The organism is Actinoplanes utahensis (genome assembly GCF_016862455.1).
Classification (GTDB): Bacteria; Actinomycetota; Actinomycetes; order Mycobacteriales; family Micromonosporaceae; genus Actinoplanes; species Actinoplanes utahensis.
Genome location: NZ_BOMZ01000030.1, coordinates 81,405 through 96,797, shown reverse-complemented (window position 1 = coordinate 96,797; position 15,393 = coordinate 81,405). Strand labels below are relative to the sequence as shown.

At 72.5% G+C, this 15,393-nt stretch carries 12 protein-coding genes and 1 riboswitch; of the genes, 4 read left to right on the top strand and 8 right to left on the bottom strand.

Annotated features, from left to right (window positions below):
- Positions 1-292: 292 nt before the first annotated feature.
- The 3 genes from Aut01nite_RS09975 to Aut01nite_RS09965 are packed head-to-tail and all read right to left on the bottom strand — an operon-like array spanning position 293 to position 4,574.
- On the bottom strand, positions 293-2,458 hold the full coding sequence (locus Aut01nite_RS09975; protein WP_239124598.1) for a precorrin-2 C(20)-methyltransferase: 2,166 nt from the start codon (positions 2,456-2,458) through the stop codon (positions 293-295).
- Between the two features lie 18 nt (positions 2,459-2,476).
- On the bottom strand, positions 2,477-3,094 hold the full coding sequence (locus Aut01nite_RS09970; protein WP_043523085.1) for a precorrin-8X methylmutase: 618 nt from the start codon (positions 3,092-3,094) through the stop codon (positions 2,477-2,479).
- Between the two features lie 4 nt (positions 3,095-3,098).
- Positions 3,099-4,574: a ferredoxin-like domain-containing protein gene (locus tag Aut01nite_RS09965; RefSeq protein ID WP_063958715.1), complete on the bottom strand. Its 1,476-nt coding sequence runs from the start codon at positions 4,572-4,574 to the stop codon at positions 3,099-3,101.
- Positions 4,575-4,701: 127 nt separating this feature from the next.
- Positions 4,702-4,776: riboswitch (adenosylcobalamin (AdoCbl) riboswitch) on the top strand.
- A gap of 52 nt (positions 4,777-4,828) precedes the next feature.
- Between Aut01nite_RS09965 and cobN the strand changes: the two genes are divergently transcribed.
- Together cobN and Aut01nite_RS09955 are read left to right on the top strand one after the other, a co-directional pair.
- Complete coding sequence (cobN, locus tag Aut01nite_RS09960; protein WP_043523083.1) at positions 4,829-8,359, top strand: cobaltochelatase subunit CobN; 3,531 nt, start codon at positions 4,829-4,831, stop codon at positions 8,357-8,359.
- A complete protein-coding gene (locus Aut01nite_RS09955) occupies positions 8,359-8,856 on the top strand; it encodes a GNAT family N-acetyltransferase (RefSeq protein ID WP_043523081.1) in 498 nt (165 codons plus the stop codon). The genes cobN and Aut01nite_RS09955 overlap by 1 nt, the downstream gene beginning before the upstream one ends.
- A 35-nt stretch (positions 8,857-8,891) precedes the next feature.
- Here the strand turns inward: Aut01nite_RS09955 and cobF are convergent, their stop codons facing one another.
- Together cobF and Aut01nite_RS09945 are read right to left on the bottom strand one after the other, a co-directional pair.
- The gene (gene cobF / locus Aut01nite_RS09950; protein ID WP_043523080.1) at positions 8,892-9,641 is read right to left on the bottom strand and encodes a precorrin-6A synthase (deacetylating); all 750 of its coding nucleotides are present in this window, start codon (positions 9,639-9,641) and stop codon (positions 8,892-8,894) included.
- 222 nt (positions 9,642-9,863) lie between these two features.
- Positions 9,864-11,375 carry an MFS transporter gene (locus Aut01nite_RS09945; RefSeq protein ID WP_043523079.1) on the bottom strand — a complete coding sequence of 504 codons (1,512 nt, stop codon included), beginning with the start codon at positions 11,373-11,375 and terminating at the stop codon, positions 9,864-9,866.
- 217 nt (positions 11,376-11,592) lie between these two features.
- On the opposite strand from Aut01nite_RS09945, the gene Aut01nite_RS09940 reads away from it, so the two are divergent.
- The gene (locus tag Aut01nite_RS09940) at positions 11,593-12,156 is read left to right on the top strand and encodes a hypothetical protein (protein ID WP_043523078.1); all 564 of its coding nucleotides are present in this window, start codon (positions 11,593-11,595) and stop codon (positions 12,154-12,156) included.
- Between the two features lie 208 nt (positions 12,157-12,364).
- Here the strand turns inward: Aut01nite_RS09940 and Aut01nite_RS09935 are convergent, their stop codons facing one another.
- Positions 12,365-12,571: a hypothetical protein gene (locus Aut01nite_RS09935; protein ID WP_043523077.1), complete on the bottom strand. Its 207-nt coding sequence runs from the start codon at positions 12,569-12,571 to the stop codon at positions 12,365-12,367.
- Between the two features lie 353 nt (positions 12,572-12,924).
- Positions 12,925-14,103 carry a DNA polymerase IV gene (dinB, locus tag Aut01nite_RS09930; RefSeq protein ID WP_043523076.1) on the bottom strand — a complete coding sequence of 393 codons (1,179 nt, stop codon included), beginning with the start codon at positions 14,101-14,103 and terminating at the stop codon, positions 12,925-12,927.
- Between the two features lie 120 nt (positions 14,104-14,223).
- Between dinB and Aut01nite_RS09925 the strand changes: the two genes are divergently transcribed.
- The gene (locus tag Aut01nite_RS09925) at positions 14,224-14,616 is read left to right on the top strand and encodes an Hsp20/alpha crystallin family protein (protein ID WP_043523075.1); all 393 of its coding nucleotides are present in this window, start codon (positions 14,224-14,226) and stop codon (positions 14,614-14,616) included.
- A 135-nt stretch (positions 14,617-14,751) separates the two neighbouring features.
- Here the strand turns inward: Aut01nite_RS09925 and Aut01nite_RS09920 are convergent, their stop codons facing one another.
- Positions 14,752-15,384 carry a carbohydrate-binding protein gene (locus tag Aut01nite_RS09920; RefSeq protein ID WP_043523074.1) on the bottom strand — a complete coding sequence of 211 codons (633 nt, stop codon included), beginning with the start codon at positions 15,382-15,384 and terminating at the stop codon, positions 14,752-14,754.
- Between the last annotated feature and the right edge of the window lie 9 nt (positions 15,385-15,393).

The window sequence follows — 15,393 nt, the reverse complement described above, 5'->3', positions numbered from 1 at the left end:
CCAGGCCACCCCCGCCCCGCGCCTCGCATCCCCGCCCGCCCCGGACCGCCGGTAAGACAGCCCTGGCGACCGGCCGAAAGCCCCGGCTGGTTCTCACTGCCGTCTCAACCGGCCGGAGACGACAGTGAGAACCAGCCGGGCAAGATCCGCCGCTGTGCGGACAGTCCCTCGCGCCGTGCCGCGTCCGGCCCTTTTCGCGCCATGGGCTGTGCCCTGGCCATGGGCTGTGGCCGGGCAACACAGTGCGGCCGCGCCTTGTGCCCGGAACGCGACTCGTCGCCGCGCCGGAGTGTCAGCCGGGGTAGTGGCGTGGCGTGAAGACGGCGGTGGTGCCGTCGCCGCGGGTGACCGCCCGGGTCTGGGACGAGCCGATGATCAGCAGGCAGCGCATGTCCACGGTGGCCGGGTCGAGGGCGGCCAGGGTGGTGATCCGCACGCTCTCGGCCGGGCCGCCGACATCCCGCCCGACCACCACCGGGGTGCTCGGGCCGCGATGGGCCCGCAACACCTCCAGCGCACGGACCAGCTGTTCGCGGCGGGTCTTCGACGCCGGGTTGTAGACGGCGATCACCAGGTCGGCGGAGGCCGCCGCCGCCAGCCGGGACTCGATGACCGACCACGGCTTGAGCCGGTCGGACAGCGACAGGATGCAGAAGTCGTGCCCGAGCGGCGCACCCGCCCGGCTCGCCACCGCCTGCGCCGCCGTCAGCCCCGGGACGATCCGGACCGGCACGTCACGCCACTGCGGGTCCTCCGCCGTCTCCAGCACCGCCGCCGCCATCGCGAAGACCCCCGGATCACCGGACGACACCACCACCACGCGGCGGCCCCGTTTGGCCAGGTCCAGCGCGAACGCGGCCCGCTCCGCCTCCACCCGGTTGTCGGACGGGTGCCGGCGCTGCCGCGGGTTGGGCGGCACCCGGTCGACATAGGGCCCGTAACCGATCAGGTCGTCCGCGGCGGCCAGCGCCTCCTGCGCCTCGGGGGTCACCCAGTGCCGCGCGCCCGGCCCGAGCCCGACAACGGTCACCCCACCGGTCTTCCGCCGCTCGTCGCCCGCGAGCCCGGCCGGCGCCGCAGAGCCCGCGCCCTCCAGGTTGATCAGCCCGCTGTCAGCCGTTACCCACGTCCCAGCCGAGCCGACAGCCCCAACCGAGCCGACCGCTCCAGCGGAGCCAATCGCCCCAGCCGAGCCCATCGTCTCGGCGGAGTCCGATGCCCCTGCCAAGGCCATCGTCTCGGCGGAGCCAACAGCCCCCGCGGATGGTGTCGTCCCCGCTGATGCCGTGGCTTCGGTGGAAGTCGTCGCCGCGGGCGAGGCCGTCGTTTCGGCCGAGCCGTTCCGTGCCGCCGGAATCGAGCCGTCTCCCGCTACCGCGGCCGAGCCGTTCCCCGCTCCCGGGAGCGAGTCGTTCCCGTCGGCGGGGACCGAGTCGTTCCCGGCTGTCGCGAGGGGGCCGGCGAAGGGCGTGCCGGTTGCGATGCGGTTCGTGCGGGCGGCGGAGAAGGCCGTGGCGGCCGGGCTGGGGAGCAGGGCGAGGGAGAAGTACGGCACCGTCGCCGGGTCGACGTCACGCAGCGGACCGGAGCGTTCCCGGTCGGTGGTGGCCCGTTCGACGTACCAGGCATCGTCGAGCCGGCCCGCCTCCTCGAGCGCCTCCTTCACGCCCTCGAAGGTGCGGCCCAGCTTCATGACGGCCGCCGAGTCGGTGGCTGCCAGGCGTGCGGCCAGGTCTTCGGGCTCCAGGGTTCCGGGAAGGACGGTCAGGACCTCGTCACGCTCCATCAGCGGCCGCCCGAGGACGGCCGACGCCGCGCTGACCGAGGTGACGCCGGGGACCACGGTCGCCTCGTATCGGTCGGCGAGCCGTTTGTGCATGTGCATGTAGGAGCCGTAGAAGAACGGGTCGCCCTCGGCGAGCACCACCACGTCCCGCCCGGCGTCGAGATGCGCCGCGAGCCGTTCCGCCGACTCGGTGTAGAACTCGTCGATCGCGCCCTGATACCCGCCCGGATGATCGGTGGTCTCGGTCGTCACGGGGTAGACCAGCGCCTCCTCGATCTGCCCGGGGCGCAGATATCCGGCCGCGATCGCCCGCGCGTTGCTGCGTCCGTGCCGCGCCGAGTGGTACGCGACCACGTCAGCCGCCCCGATGAGCCGGGCCGCCTTGACCGTCACCAGCTCCGGATCGCCGGGCCCCAGCCCGACCCCGAACAACCGCCCGGCCCGCCGGCCCGCACCCGGCTCGCCGTCTGCTCCGGCACCCGGCTCGCCGTCTGCTCCGGCACCCGGCTCGCCGTCTGCTCCGGCACCCGGCTCGCCGTCCGCTCCGGCGACCGGCGCGGCGTCCGGGAGCGCGCCGGGTTCGCCGCCGTGCGCGGTGGCCGGGCCGGTGTTCCCGGGTGTGCCCGGTGGCCGGACGGCCGTGGTGTCGGTGCTGGGTACGTCGTTCGTCATGCCTTTTTCCGTTCCGGCCTATTCCGCTTCCGAGGCGAGCGCGTTCACCGCGGCCGCTGTGATGGCGCTGCCGCCCCGGCGGCCGCGCACGATCAGGTATTCCAGGCCGGACTCCGCCAGGGCCTCCTTGGATTCGGCTGCGCCGATGAACCCGACCGGGATCCCGAGCACCGCGGCCGGTTTCGGCGCACCGGCCTGGACCATCTCCAGCAGTCGGAACAGGGCCGTCGGCGCGTTGCCGATCGCCACCACCGAACCACCGAGCCGGTCACCCCACAGATCCAGAGCGGCCGCGCTGCGAGTGTTGCCGATCTCCGCCGCCAGCGCCGGAACCGCCGGATCCCGCAAGGTGCAGATCACGTCGTTGGCCGCGGGCAGCCGGGTCCGCGTCACCCCGGACGCGACCATCTCCGCGTCGCAGAGGATCGGCGCCCCGCCGAGCAGCGCCTTGCGTGCCGCGGTGACCACTCCCGGACTGAACCGGACATCCTCCACCAGATCCACCATCCCGCAGGCGTGGATCATCCGGACCACCACCCGGGACACATCCTCCGGCAGCCCCGACAGGTCCGCCTCGGCCCGGATCGTGGCGAACGACCGCCGGTAGATCTCCGCGCCGTCGCGCACGTACTCCATATGCTCAGGGCCTCCTCGCCACTGCCACCACGTCCGCCAGCACGTGCGTCCCCGGTCCGGCCGCGCCGGACCCGCCTCCGCCGATCCTGTGCGCCCGCGGATTCCACGTCGACGCCTCCGCCACCCCGGCGCCGCTGTCCACGTCGTCGCCGTCGACCTGTCGAGGGACGGCGGCGTCACCCGGTTCCTCGATCGCGCCGGCTCGCGAGGGCGTCCGCGCCGGCGCATCCCGGTCCGGCTCTCCGGACGGCCGGGCGGCCTGCGCGGGCGGCTGGACGGTCCGCGTGGACGGCCGGGCGGGAGCGGGGACGAGCCGGGCGGGATCGCTGCCGGTGGCGGGGAAGCGGGTGATCAGGTAGCCGTCGGGGGTGGCCTCGGCGCGGACGTGGCGGCCGGTGGGGCTGCCGCAGGCGCGGGCGCAGCCGGCCCAGTGAACCGGGAGACCGTCGACGAAGCGGGCCGCGGCGGCGGCGTCGGCACGCACGTCGGCCAGGGATTTCGCGCAGCCGGGGCGGCCGGCGCAGGCGGTCACGCCGGTCCACGGTGAGCCGGGCTCCACGGCGAGATCGATGGCGGCCAGGCGAGCCGTCCACGCTCCGGCCGCCTCCGGCGGGAGATCAGGCACGACCACCCCGCGCCAGGGCGTCACCACGAGGTGGTCGGCTTGTTCCAGGACCCTCACCTGTACGCCGTCGAGCCTGCCCAACGGCACCAGCGCGGCGACCGCGGTGAGCCCGTCGTCCTGCGGCAGCGGGCCGATCAGGTCAGCCGGCTCCGGCGCGCCGGCCGGAACCGCCGTCTCCACCGGAACGGTCACGCACCCGAGCGCCGCCACCAGCCGTGCCGAGACGCGGGCCGGCCCGTCGGCGAGCTCCCGCAGCCGCCACGCCGCGGGCCCGTCACCCCGTTGCGCCTCCCGCTCCGCCAGGAACGCGTGCGCGGCCGCGATCAGCACCGGCGCCACCCGCCCGGACTCCGCCCGCACCCCGGTGTCGTGCCCGGCGAACCTGATCGCGAACGGTCCCGCGGGGGTGGGGACAGCGGCCAGGTCGGCGGCGAGCGGGACGTGCCCGATCGCGAAGAGGAACTTGCCGGGGAGACGGGGCAGGTCCGGGTCGTTCCGGATGGCGAGGTCCAGCTCGGTCACCAGAGCGCGGAGCGACGGTCCGAGGAGGGGCGGGGCGGCGATGTTCCGTACATTGTCGTGGGTCGGGGAAGGCAGCAGACCGGCGTCGCGCAAGCGGGCCGCCAAAGCTGGGGCGTCGGCCGGTTGCAAGCCTCTGATCTGGAGATTGGCCCGGGAGGTCAACTCCAGACGGCCGTCGCCGAACTCCTCGGCGAGCTCGCGCAGCGCGCGCAGCTGGGCCCCGGACGACATCCCACCGGGCAGCCGAACCCGGGCCAGCATGCCGTCGGCCGCGGCGTGCAGCCGCAGCGCGCCGGGGCAGGCGTCCGTGTCGGAGGATCGGCGGGGAGACATGGCCCGGATACTACGGCGACCCCCCGACAGGAACTCACCTTCGGGTCGGGAGCGTCACAGCGGGCGTCCCGCCTTGACGGCGGATACGGGGTTCGGAAAGGTTATGGGTCCACGAGCGGCGACGCCGCGGAGGAAGCCGGTGTGAAACCGGCGCGGTCCCGCCACTGTGACCAGGGATGATCCCTGGGAGTCAGGAACTCCGGTCGCTGTGACATCCGACTACCCGGGGCGCGGACCCCGAGGGGAGTGCGCGCGTGTTCCTGCTGCTGTCGACATCCGACACCGACCTGCTCAGTGCCCGGGCCAGCGGTTCGGCCTGGCGCCTGGCCAACCCGGCGCGGACCGGCGCCGCCGATCTTCCGGATCTCCTCGACGGCGTCGATCTCGTCGTGGTGCGCATCCTCGGTGGGCGCCGGGCCTGGGAGGAGGGCCTGGACACGCTGCTCGCGGGCAGTGTGCCGGTGGTGGTGCTGGGCGGTGAGCAGGCGCCGGACGCGGAGTTGATGAAGCTCTCCACCGTTCCGGCGGGCGTGGCCGCGGATGCGCACACCTACCTGGCGCAGGGCGGCGCGGAGAACCTGGCGTCGCTGCACGACTTCCTCTCCGACACGGTGCTGCTGACCGGCAACGGGTTCGCCCCGCCCGTGGAGGCTCCGCAGTGGGGGATCCTGCCGCGTACGGCGAGCGACGGAACGGGCCCGGCGACCGTGGCGGTGCTCTACTACCGCGCCCACCACATGGCCGGGAACACCGCGTTCGTCGAGGCGCTCTGCCAGGCGATCGAGGCGAAGGGCGCGCGGCCGCTGCCGATCTACACGGCGTCGCTGCGGACCGCCACGCCGGAGCTGCTGGCCGAGCTGCGCACGGCGGACGCCCTGGTGGTGACGGTGCTGGCGGCCGGCGGCACCAGACCGGCCACGGCGTCCGCGGGCGGCGACGACGAGGCGTGGGACGTCGGGGTGCTCGCCGACCTGGACGTGCCGATCCTGCAGGGGCTGTGCCTGACCAGCTCACGCGCGGCGTGGGAGGCCAGCGACGACGGCCTGACCCCCCTCGACGCGGCGACGCAGGTGGCGATCCCCGAGTTCGACGGGCGGATCATCACGGTGCCGTTCTCGTTCAAGGAGATCGACCCGGACGGGCTGTCGGTCTATGTGGCGGACCCCGAGCGGGCTGCCCGGGTCGCCGGGATCGCTGTCGCGCATGCCCGGTTGCGGCACGTCCCGCCCGGGGAGCGGAAGATCGTGCTGATGCTGTCGGCCTACCCGACGAAGCATGCGCGCATCGGGAACGCGGTCGGTCTGGACACACCGGCGTCGACGGTCGCGCTGCTCGCCGCGCTTCGCGAAAAAGGCTACAAGATCGGAAATTTCGATCAGTACGACGGTGACGGGCTCATCCACACGTTGATCGCTGCCGGTGGGCAGGACCCGGATTGGCTGACTGAAGAGCAGCTGTCCGGAAATCCGGTACGAATTCCGGCATCTCGGTATGAGAAGTGGTTCGACACGCTGCCGGAGGACTTCCGGGAGCGCGTCGAGCGGCACTGGGGCGCTCCGCCCGGCGAGCTCTACACCGACGGCGACGACATCGTGCTGGCGGCACTGCGGGACGAGAACATCGTGGTGATGGTGCAGCCGCCGCGCGGGTTCGGCGCCAACCCGGTGGCCATCTACCACGATCCCGACCTGCCGCCGAGCCACCACTACCTGGCCGCCTACCGCTGGGTGGCCGACGAGTTCGGCGCGCACGCGGTGGTGCACGTCGGCAAGCACGGCAACCTGGAGTGGCTGCCCGGCAAGAACGTGGGCATGTCCGCCTCGGACGGCACCGACGCGGCCCTCGGCGACCTGCCGCTGATCTACCCGTTCCTGGTCAACGACCCGGGTGAGGGCACCCAGGCGAAACGGCGGGCGCACGCCACCCTGGTCGATCATCTGATCCCGCCGATGGCCCGGGCCGAGTCGTACGGCGACATCGCCCGCCTGGAGCAGCTGCTCGACGAGCACGCCAACATCGCGGCGCTGGACCCGGCGAAGCTGCCGGCGATCCGGGCGCAGATCTGGACCCTGATCCAGGCCGCCAAGATGGACCACGACCTGGGCCGGCAGAACCGGCCGGACGACGAAGAGTTCGACGACTTCATCATGCACATCGACGGATGGCTGTGTGAGGTCAAGGACGTGCAGATCCGTGACGGTCTGCACGTGCTCGGCGCGGCCCCGACCGGGGAGGCCCGGATCAACCTGGTGCTCGCGATGCTGCGGGCGCGGCAGATGTGGGCGGGGAAGGTGGCCGCGCTGCCCGGTCTGCGGGAGGCGCTGGGCCTGCCCGAGGACGCGTCGACCGCCGCGACCGACGCGGTGGAGGCCGAGGCGCGCGCGCTGGTCACCGCGATGGAGGAGGCGGGCTGGCCGGAGGACGTGTCCGGCATCTCGGACAACGAGGAGGTGCGGCGTGTCCTCTCCTTCGCCGCGACCGAGGTCGTGCCCCGCCTCGCGAAGACCACCGACGAACTGACCAACGTGCTGCACGCGCTCGACGGCGGTTACGTTCCGGCCGGGCCCAGCGGCTCCCCCCTGCGCGGCCTGATCAACGTGCTGCCGACCGGCCGCAACTTCTACTCCGTCGACCCCAAGGCCATCCCCAGCCAGCTCGCCTGGGAGACCGGCCAGGCGATGGCCGACTCGCTGCTCGACCGCTACCGGGCCGACTACGGCGACTGGCCGAAATCGGTCGGCCTCTCCGCCTGGGGCACCAGCGCGATGCGGACCGCCGGCGACGACATCGCCGAGATCCTGGCGCTGATCGGCGTGCGGCCGATCTGGGATCCGGCGTCGCGGCGGGTCACCGGGCTGGAGCCGATCCCGGCGGCGGAACTGGGCCGGCCGCGCATCGACGTGACGGTCCGCATCTCCGGGTTCTTCCGGGACGCGTTCCCGCACGTGGTGGCGATGCTCGACGACGCCTTCCGGATGGTCGCGGAGCTGGACGAGCCGGACAACCACGTGCGCGAGCACGCGCTGCGCGACCAGGGCGCGCACGGGGACTGGCGGCGGGCGACCACGCGGATCTTCGGGTCCCGGCCGGGGGCGTACGGGGCCGGCATCCTGCCGCTGATCGACAGCCGGAACTGGCGGGACGACGCCGACCTGGCCGAGGTGTACGCGGTGTGGGGCGGATTCGCGTACGGCCGGGATCTGGACGGCGTGCCGGCCCGGGAGGACATGGAGAACGCGTACCGGCGGATCGACGTGGCCGCGAAGAACATCGACACCCGCGAACACGACATCGCCGACTCCGACGACTACTTCCAGTACCACGGCGGCATGATCGCGACGGTGCGTGCGCTGACCGGTCGCGCGCCGGCGGCGTACATCGGCGACTCCACCAACCCGGACCAGGCGCGGACCCGCAGCCTGACCGAGGAGACCGCACGCATCTTCCGGGCCCGGGTGGTGAACCCGCGCTGGATCGCCGCGATGCGGCGGCACGGCTACAAGGGCGCCTTCGAGCTGGCCGCCACCGTCGACTACCTCTTCGGGTACGACGCGACGGCCGGTGTCGTCACCGACTGGATGTACGAGCAGCTCGCCGCGAGTTACGTGCTCGACGACGAGAACCAGAAGTTCATGCGCCAGTCGAACCCGTGGGCGCTGCACGGCATCGCCGAGCGTCTCCTCGAAGCCGCCGACCGTAACCTGTGGGAGCAGCCCGACCCGGAGACCCTGGACGCGCTGCGGCAGCTCTACCTGGAGACCGAGGGCGACCTGGAGGACAGCTGATGATCGTCAGGCGGGAGACGGCGGAGGACGTGGCGGGCATCCGCGCGGTGACCCTGGCCGCGTTCGGCCGCCCGGCCGAGGCCGGGCTGGTGGACGCCCTGCGCGCGGATCCGGGCTGGCTGCCGGCCCTCTCGCTGGTCGCCGTGGACGCCGGTGAGGTGACCGGGCACGTGGTGTGCACCCGCGGTCACGTCGGCCGGGCGCCGGCTCTCGGGCTGGGCCCGCTCAGCGTGCGGCCGGATCATCAGAAACGCGGGATCGGCGCGGCGCTGATGCACGCGGTGCTCGGCGCCGCCGACGCCCTGGACGAGCCGCTGGTGGTGCTGCTCGGCGACCCGGCGTACTACCAGCGGTTCGGGTTCCGGCTCGCCGCCGAGCACGGCATCGAGCCGCCGGTGCCGCAGTGGGCCCCGCACTTCCAGGCCCGCCCGCTCACCGCTCACCATCCGTCGCTGCGCGGGGAGTTCACCTACGCCGCCCCGTTCAACGACATGTGAGACCTTCAGCCTGGGTGTTCCGGGCGCGCTGACTTTCAGCGGTTGCGGCGGAGCAGGTACGTGTCCATGATCCAGCCGTGGCGTTCCCGCGCCTCGGTCCGGGTCGCCACGATCTCGTCGGCCACCTCGGCGACCGGCCCGCAGGCGAGCAGCTCGTCCGGTGTGCTGACGTAGGCGCCCCAGTAGATGTCCGCCTCCGGATGCTTCGTGAAGGCGTGCTGGGCGTCGAGCATCACCACCACGTCGTCGACACCCTCGGGCCAGCCTTCGGCGAGCCGCCGCCCGGTGGTGATCTGGAACGGCTGCCCCACCCGGTTGAGCCCGACCCGATGCTTGGCGGCGAGCGCGGAGACGCTGCTGATCCCGGGGACGACCTCGAACTCGAAGTCGACGGCCCCGCGCTCCAGGATCTCCTCCAGGATGGCGATGGTCGAGTCGTAGAGCGACGGGTCACCCCACACCAGGATCGAGCCGATCTCGGCGTCCCCGAGGTGCTCGGTGATCAGCTCCTCCAGCACCAGGGAGCGGCGGTGCCGCCAGTCGGCGACCGTGCCGGTGTAGTCGGCGGGGGTGCGATCCCGGTCGGGGTCGCGGCCCTCGACGATCCGCTTGTGCGGGTGCCCGTAATGCTTGATCAGCCGTTCCCGCAGCTCGACCAGGCTCGCCTTGGCCTCGCCCTTGTCCAGCAGGAAGAACACGTTGGTCCGGCCGATCGCCTTGGCCGCCTGCAGGGTGAGATGGTCCGGGTCGCCCGCGCCGATACCGACTACATAGATCTTCCGCACACCGAGCAGTCTGCCTCAGCCCGGCAGGAGCGGGACGGACGGGTACGGCTCCCGGCCGACCGTCGCGGCGCTCGAGGAACATGGGAACGGCAGCCGGCGCCAGCGGTGATCTTGGTCTGAGGGTTCGAGCGTCGCGCTTCTCGTGCGAGCACGGCGGGTAGCTGTTCGGCCTGGTCGAGAGCCTGTCCGTCGCCTACCCGGTCGTGATTCGACAAGGGGTGTTCACCCGGCGTGGGTGTCGGCTGCGGCCGGGGATCTCTGCTGGGTGCGGGTGGTGACGGTGACGGCCACGAGCACGGCGGCGGCGACCGGCAGGACGGCGGCGGCGAGGTAGGCGGTGGTGTAGCCGTGGCTCAGGGCCTGCTCCGCGTGGGCGACCAGGTCTGCGTTGCCGTCGGCGAGTCCGGTGCGCAGCGCGGTGGCGGCGTCGGGCAGCCGGGTGGCGGCGGCCGTGGCGGAGATGGTGGTCAGGAGGGCCAGGCCGATGGCCGCGCCGATCTGCTGGGCGGTGTTCATCAGCGCGGAGGCCACGCCGGTCTCCCGCGGGTCGACGTCGTGCACGACGGTGAGAGTCATCGGCACGAACGCCAGGCCCAGGCCGGCGGAGGTGAGGAACAGCGGCGCCATCAGGTCGGTCCAGTAGCCGGCGTTCGCGTCCAGGGCGGACAGCCAGAACATGCCGGCGGCCGCGATCAGCAGGCCGGTGACGGTGATCGCCCGCGGTGGCAGCTTCTCGACGAGCTTGGACGCCACGCCGGAGGCCAGGATGATACCGACGCCGAACGGCAGCGCGGCGGCCCCGGCCTGCAGCGGGCCGAACTGCAGGACCTGCTGCATGAACAGGGTGGCGAGGTAGAAGGTGCCCATCAGGCCGGCGCCGATGAACAGCACGGTGAGGTAGGCGCCGGAGCGGTTGCGGTCGGCCGGCAGCCGCAGCGGCAGCAGCGGGTTGCGGCCGCGCGCCTGCCGCACCACGAACAGCACCAGGGCCGCGACGGCGGCGGCGAAGGCGGTCAGTGTGATCGGGTCGGTCCAGCCGTGCTCGCCGGCGCGGGTGAAGCCGTAGGCCAGGGCGGTGAACCCGGCGGTGCCGGTGACGGCGCCGAGGGTGTCGAGGCGGCCGGTGTGCCGCTCGCCGGCGACGAGGATGCGGGTGCCCGCGAGTACGGCGATGCCGATCGGGATGTTGATCAGTAGGACCCACCGCCAGCTCAGTGCACCGGTCAGCAGCCCGCCGAGCAGGACGCCGCCGGTGATGCCGAGGGCGGACATGGCGCCGTAGACGGCCATCGCCTTGTTGCGTGGGGTGCCCGCCGGGAACGTGGTGGCGATCAGGGCGAGCGCGTTCGGGGCGACCAGCGCCGCGCCGATGCCCTGGATGCCGCGGGCGGCGATCAGCAGCTCGCCGGTGGGCGCGAGCCCGCCGGCCAGCGACGCGGCGGTGAAGACGATCAGGCCGAGGCGCAGCACCCGCAGGCGGCCGTAGAGGTCGCCGACCCGGCCGCCGAACAGCAGCAGACCGCCGAACGCCAGCACATAGGCGTTGATCACCCACGGCAGCGCCGACTCCGACATGTCGAACTGCGCCTGGATGCTCGGTAGCGCCACGTTGGCGACGGTGTCGTCCAGCACCATCATCAGCTGCGCCGTCGCGATCACGAGCAGGGCCAGGCCGAGGCGGCCACCGGCCCGTCCCTCGGCCTCTGGAGCGGTCGTCGGTGCGGTACGTGACATGGCTGCGTCCTCTTGTCCGATCGGCGGTCCATCCGAAATACCCCCGGGGGGTATCTCTCTGACAACAGGCCGGCCAGTGCGGATATTTCCGTGAGGTCGTTTCCCCATCGCCGACGAGGGCGTCGAGCCGCAGGATGCGCCGTTCGGCGGGACAGCCGCGTGCGGCCTGCGGTTGTAGGGTGCGGTGATCGTCTTACGGGCCCGATCCGGAGGTGCCGTGACCACCGAACCTACCGTGCGCGATGTCGTCGACAGCGCGATCGCCCTGCGGCTGGTGAGCGCCGAGAAAGCCGCGGTCCTGTCGGCCTGGTCGGATCGTCCGCTGTCGGAGTACGGCGGCGGTGCCAAGGAGGCCGAGGTGGCGGTCGGTGTGCTGATCGACCTGCAGGTCGGCTTCGAGGTGCACAGTGACGACGTCGACGACCTGGTCTCCGGCTACGAGGGGGCGTTCGAGGAACTGACCGCGTGCACCGACGGCCTGGTCACGGTCGCCGACGTCGAAATCGTCGAGTCGGCGAAGGGTTACGACGTGCTGCGGTTCCGTCTCAACGGCGAGCTGGTCGAGTGGACGGTCGAGCACCGCGGCGGCGACTACCTCGACCAGATGCCCTTCTTCGAGAACATGGACGCGTTCACTGCATCGGCCGTACCGAAGCGGTGGGCTTTGATCGACATCGACGGTGAGCCCCTGCCTGGGCGGTACGTCTTCGGTGAACCGGCCGCTCTGCACGCGTTCGGCGAGCGGTTCGGTATCACGTTCGAGGTCTACGCCGCTGGGTGAGGCCACGGCACGGTCTGGTGGTCCGCCAGACGCGAGCACACCCCGGAAAGGTCGTCCGGCCGGTCGGGCCGGGGACCGGCTTTTTCTGGCCTGGTGGGAGCTTCCAGCCCCGAAGCAAAGCAATGCTGGTCAACCGGCTGCCACCACGAGTGGTTCTCACCGCGTAGCGCATCGGCTCCGGCCAGGGTGAGTATGCCTTCTCGCCTCGTCAGTGCCGCCGGGTGGCCAGATCGGCCAGCGCGTCGGCGTATCCGGTCGCAGCAGCCTGCCAGTAACCCTGCAGCACTGCCTGCTGGTTCTCGTCGAGGCCGCTGACGTAGGCGCCGATGCTGGCGCGTACTCCCGCGAGCAGCCCGGTAAGGGCGGGCGGGGTGGCGGCCGCGACGCCGCCGAACTCACCGCATCTACCGGGCACTCGTCGCGTACGAGAAAGCCCAGGCCTACCCGGACGCGATCGAGCAAGCCCACACTGAGCACGCGCAGCGGGCCGCCGGCGACCTTCCGACGATCGTGCGGCCCCGGCCAGCCCACGTCCTCGAGGCAATCGATCCCGAGTCGGCAGCCAGAATCCAGGGCCGTCCACTCGACCGGCTCGAGTAGTCGCTCCTAGCCCTCGCACTGGAGTGCCGCTCTCCAAGATCATCACTAGCGCCGGTTCCCGTTCCGATGTTCCTCGACGGCCGTCGCGGCGCGCCCGAGCATCGGGTAGGCGGGACGGGTGCGGCTCCCGGCCGATCATCGCGGTGCGGCGCGCGCGAGCGGTCTGCCTCAGTCGGGCAGGAGCGGGACGGACGGGTGCAGCTCCCGGCCGATCATCGCGGCCCGGCGCAGCGCGCCCGAGCCGAACCGGTCACGCACCCGGTCGACGGCGGCGTCCAGCCCGTCGGCGCGCGGCTCCTCGAGCGGCAGCTCCAGCTGCACCGCCCCCTCGCCGTCGAGGTTGCTGACCGCGACGCCGATCAGGGTCAGGCCGCGCACCGAGATCAGCGGCCAGGTCTCTCGTAGCAGCTCGGTGGCGAGGCGCAGCACCGCGCCGGTCTGCAGTGTCGGTGTGAGCAGGCTGCGGGACCGGGTGGCCCGGCTGAAGTCGGCGAACCGCAACCGCACCGTGACCGTGCGCCCGGCCCGGTGGGCCCGGCGCATCCGGTTGGTGACCCGGTCGACCAGGGCGCCGAGCACCGCCTCGACCTCCTCCGGGCTCCGGTCGGCGGAGCGGCCGAGCGCGCACTGCGCCCCGATCGACCCGCGCCGCCGGCCGGTCTGGACCCGGCGCGGGTCGTGGTTGTGCGCGAGCGCGTGCAGATGCCGGCCCGCGTTGCCGCCGAGCAGGGCGATCAGCGCGGCCTCACCGACCCGGGCGACGTGCCCGACGGTGTGGATCCGCTGCTCGCGCAGCTTGGCGGCGGTGACCGGGCCGACGCCCCACAGTCTCTCCACCGGCAGGGGGTGCAGGAACTCCAGCTCGCCGCCGGGCGGCACGATCAGCAGCCCGTCCGGCTTGCCGGCGCCGCTCGCCACCTTGGCCAGGAACTTGGTGGGCGCCACCCCGACGGTGATCGGCAGCCCGGTCCGGGAGCGTACCTCGGCGCGCAGCCGCCGGGCGATCCGCTCCGGGGTGCCGCTGATCCGGCGGAGACCCTCGACGTCGAGGAACGCCTCGTCGATGGAGAGCGGCTCGACGATCGGTGTGATGTCGTGGAAGACGTCGAAGACGGCCCGGCTGGCCGCCGTGTAGGCATGCATCCGGGGCGGGACCACGACGGCCTGCGGGCACAGCGCGCGGGCCCGGGAGAGACTCATCGGGGTCCGCACCCCGCATGCCTTCGCCTCGTAGGAGGCGGCGAGCACCACCCCGCCGCCGACCAGGACCGGCCGGCCGCGCAGCGCGGGATCGTCGCGCTGCTCGACCGACGCGTAGAACGAGTCCAGGTCCGCGTGCAGGATCACGGCGCCATTTTAGTACATCTGTTCGAGCGGTGGCGGTCACATCCGGAGCGGGAATCCTGCTGGTCGTCTTCCGGTTTCCTGACTTGAGTCACCCACGCTCAAGTATTCGAGGAGCCACCCATGTTGCTCACCACCCCGACCGTGCGCGATCTGGAGCGTCTCACCGCCCGGGTCTTCGAGACCTCGGCCCGCGACTCCGGCGCCCGTCTCGACGCCTACCGGGAGGACGAGACCTTCTACATCGACATCGACCTGCCCGGCGTCGACCCGGCGTCGATCGACATCACGATCGACGGCAAGGTGCTGACCGTCCGGGCCGAGCGCCGGCGCGCCACCGCCGAGACCCGCCGGATGGTGATCGCCGAGCGCCCGATGGGCGCCGTCGCCCGGCAGGTCCGCCTCTCCGAGCGGCTCGACACCGACCGCCTGGAGGCCCGGTACGACAACGGCGTCCTCACCCTGAGCATCCCGATCCTCGAGCGCACCGCCCGCCGGATCGAGCTCAGCGCCTGACGGTTCCGAGCCCCGCGTGGTGATGGTGGGCTTTCCCGGACTGCGGCATGGCCCACCACACCGCACCCCCGGCTGGTTGTCAGGACTGTCTCAGCGCCGCTGAGACAGTCCTGACAACCAGCCGGGGAGGAGAGCTCAGTGGCCGAACCGCAGCCAGTTGATGTTCATCAGCTCGGTGCCGTCCGACGAGCTGAACGTGAGGTAGACGGTGTGCACCCCGGTCACCGGCTTCAGCACCGCGTTGGTGGTGCCCCAGGACTGCCAGCCGCCGCTGTTGCCGACCGAGATCTCACCGACCGGCGCACTGTCGCGGCTGTCCAGCCGGATCTGCAACCGGCTGGACGCTCCGGAGCCGGAGGACACCCGGATCGCGGCACGGGTCGCCGGTACGGCGCCGAAGTCGACGTCGTCGAACCGCAGGAAGTCGTCCCGGTTGATCCAGCCGATGTTCTTGCCGCCACCCTCGTCGGACGTGTCCTCGATGCCGACCCCGGCCAGCTCGGTCGCCGCCTCGGCCTGGAGCACGGCGTACTCGGTGGGTGCGGGTTGCGGGCTCGCCGTGGTCGTCTCCGGTGTGGCGGAGGCCGGCGCCGGAGCCGAGGCCGGCGCGGTGACCAGTACCGGCGGCGCCTGGGCGGCCGGGGTGTCCTGCCAGCGCCCGAGAAGGTAACCCAGCAGCAGAAGAGCGGCGCCGCCGAGCGCGGTGAGCACTCGGCGGCGGTTCTGCCACGATCTGGTGCGATAGACGGTCGGAGATCCGTGGTCCACCCGGACAGG

Coding starts and splice junctions, on each gene's coding strand:
- Aut01nite_RS09975 (WP_239124598.1), bottom strand. CDS start 2,458: ATGACGAACGACGTACCCAGCACCGACACCACGGCCGTCCGGCCACCG.
- Aut01nite_RS09970 (WP_043523085.1), bottom strand. CDS start 3,094: ATGGAGTACGTGCGCGACGGCGCGGAGATCTACCGGCGGTCGTTCGCC.
- Aut01nite_RS09965 (WP_063958715.1), bottom strand. CDS start 4,574: ATGTCTCCCCGCCGATCCTCCGACACGGACGCCTGCCCCGGCGCGCTG.
- Aut01nite_RS09955 (WP_043523081.1), top strand. CDS start 8,359: ATGATCGTCAGGCGGGAGACGGCGGAGGACGTGGCGGGCATCCGCGCG.
- Aut01nite_RS09945 (WP_043523079.1), bottom strand. CDS start 11,375: ATGTCACGTACCGCACCGACGACCGCTCCAGAGGCCGAGGGACGGGCC.
- Aut01nite_RS09925 (WP_043523075.1), top strand. CDS start 14,224: ATGTTGCTCACCACCCCGACCGTGCGCGATCTGGAGCGTCTCACCGCC.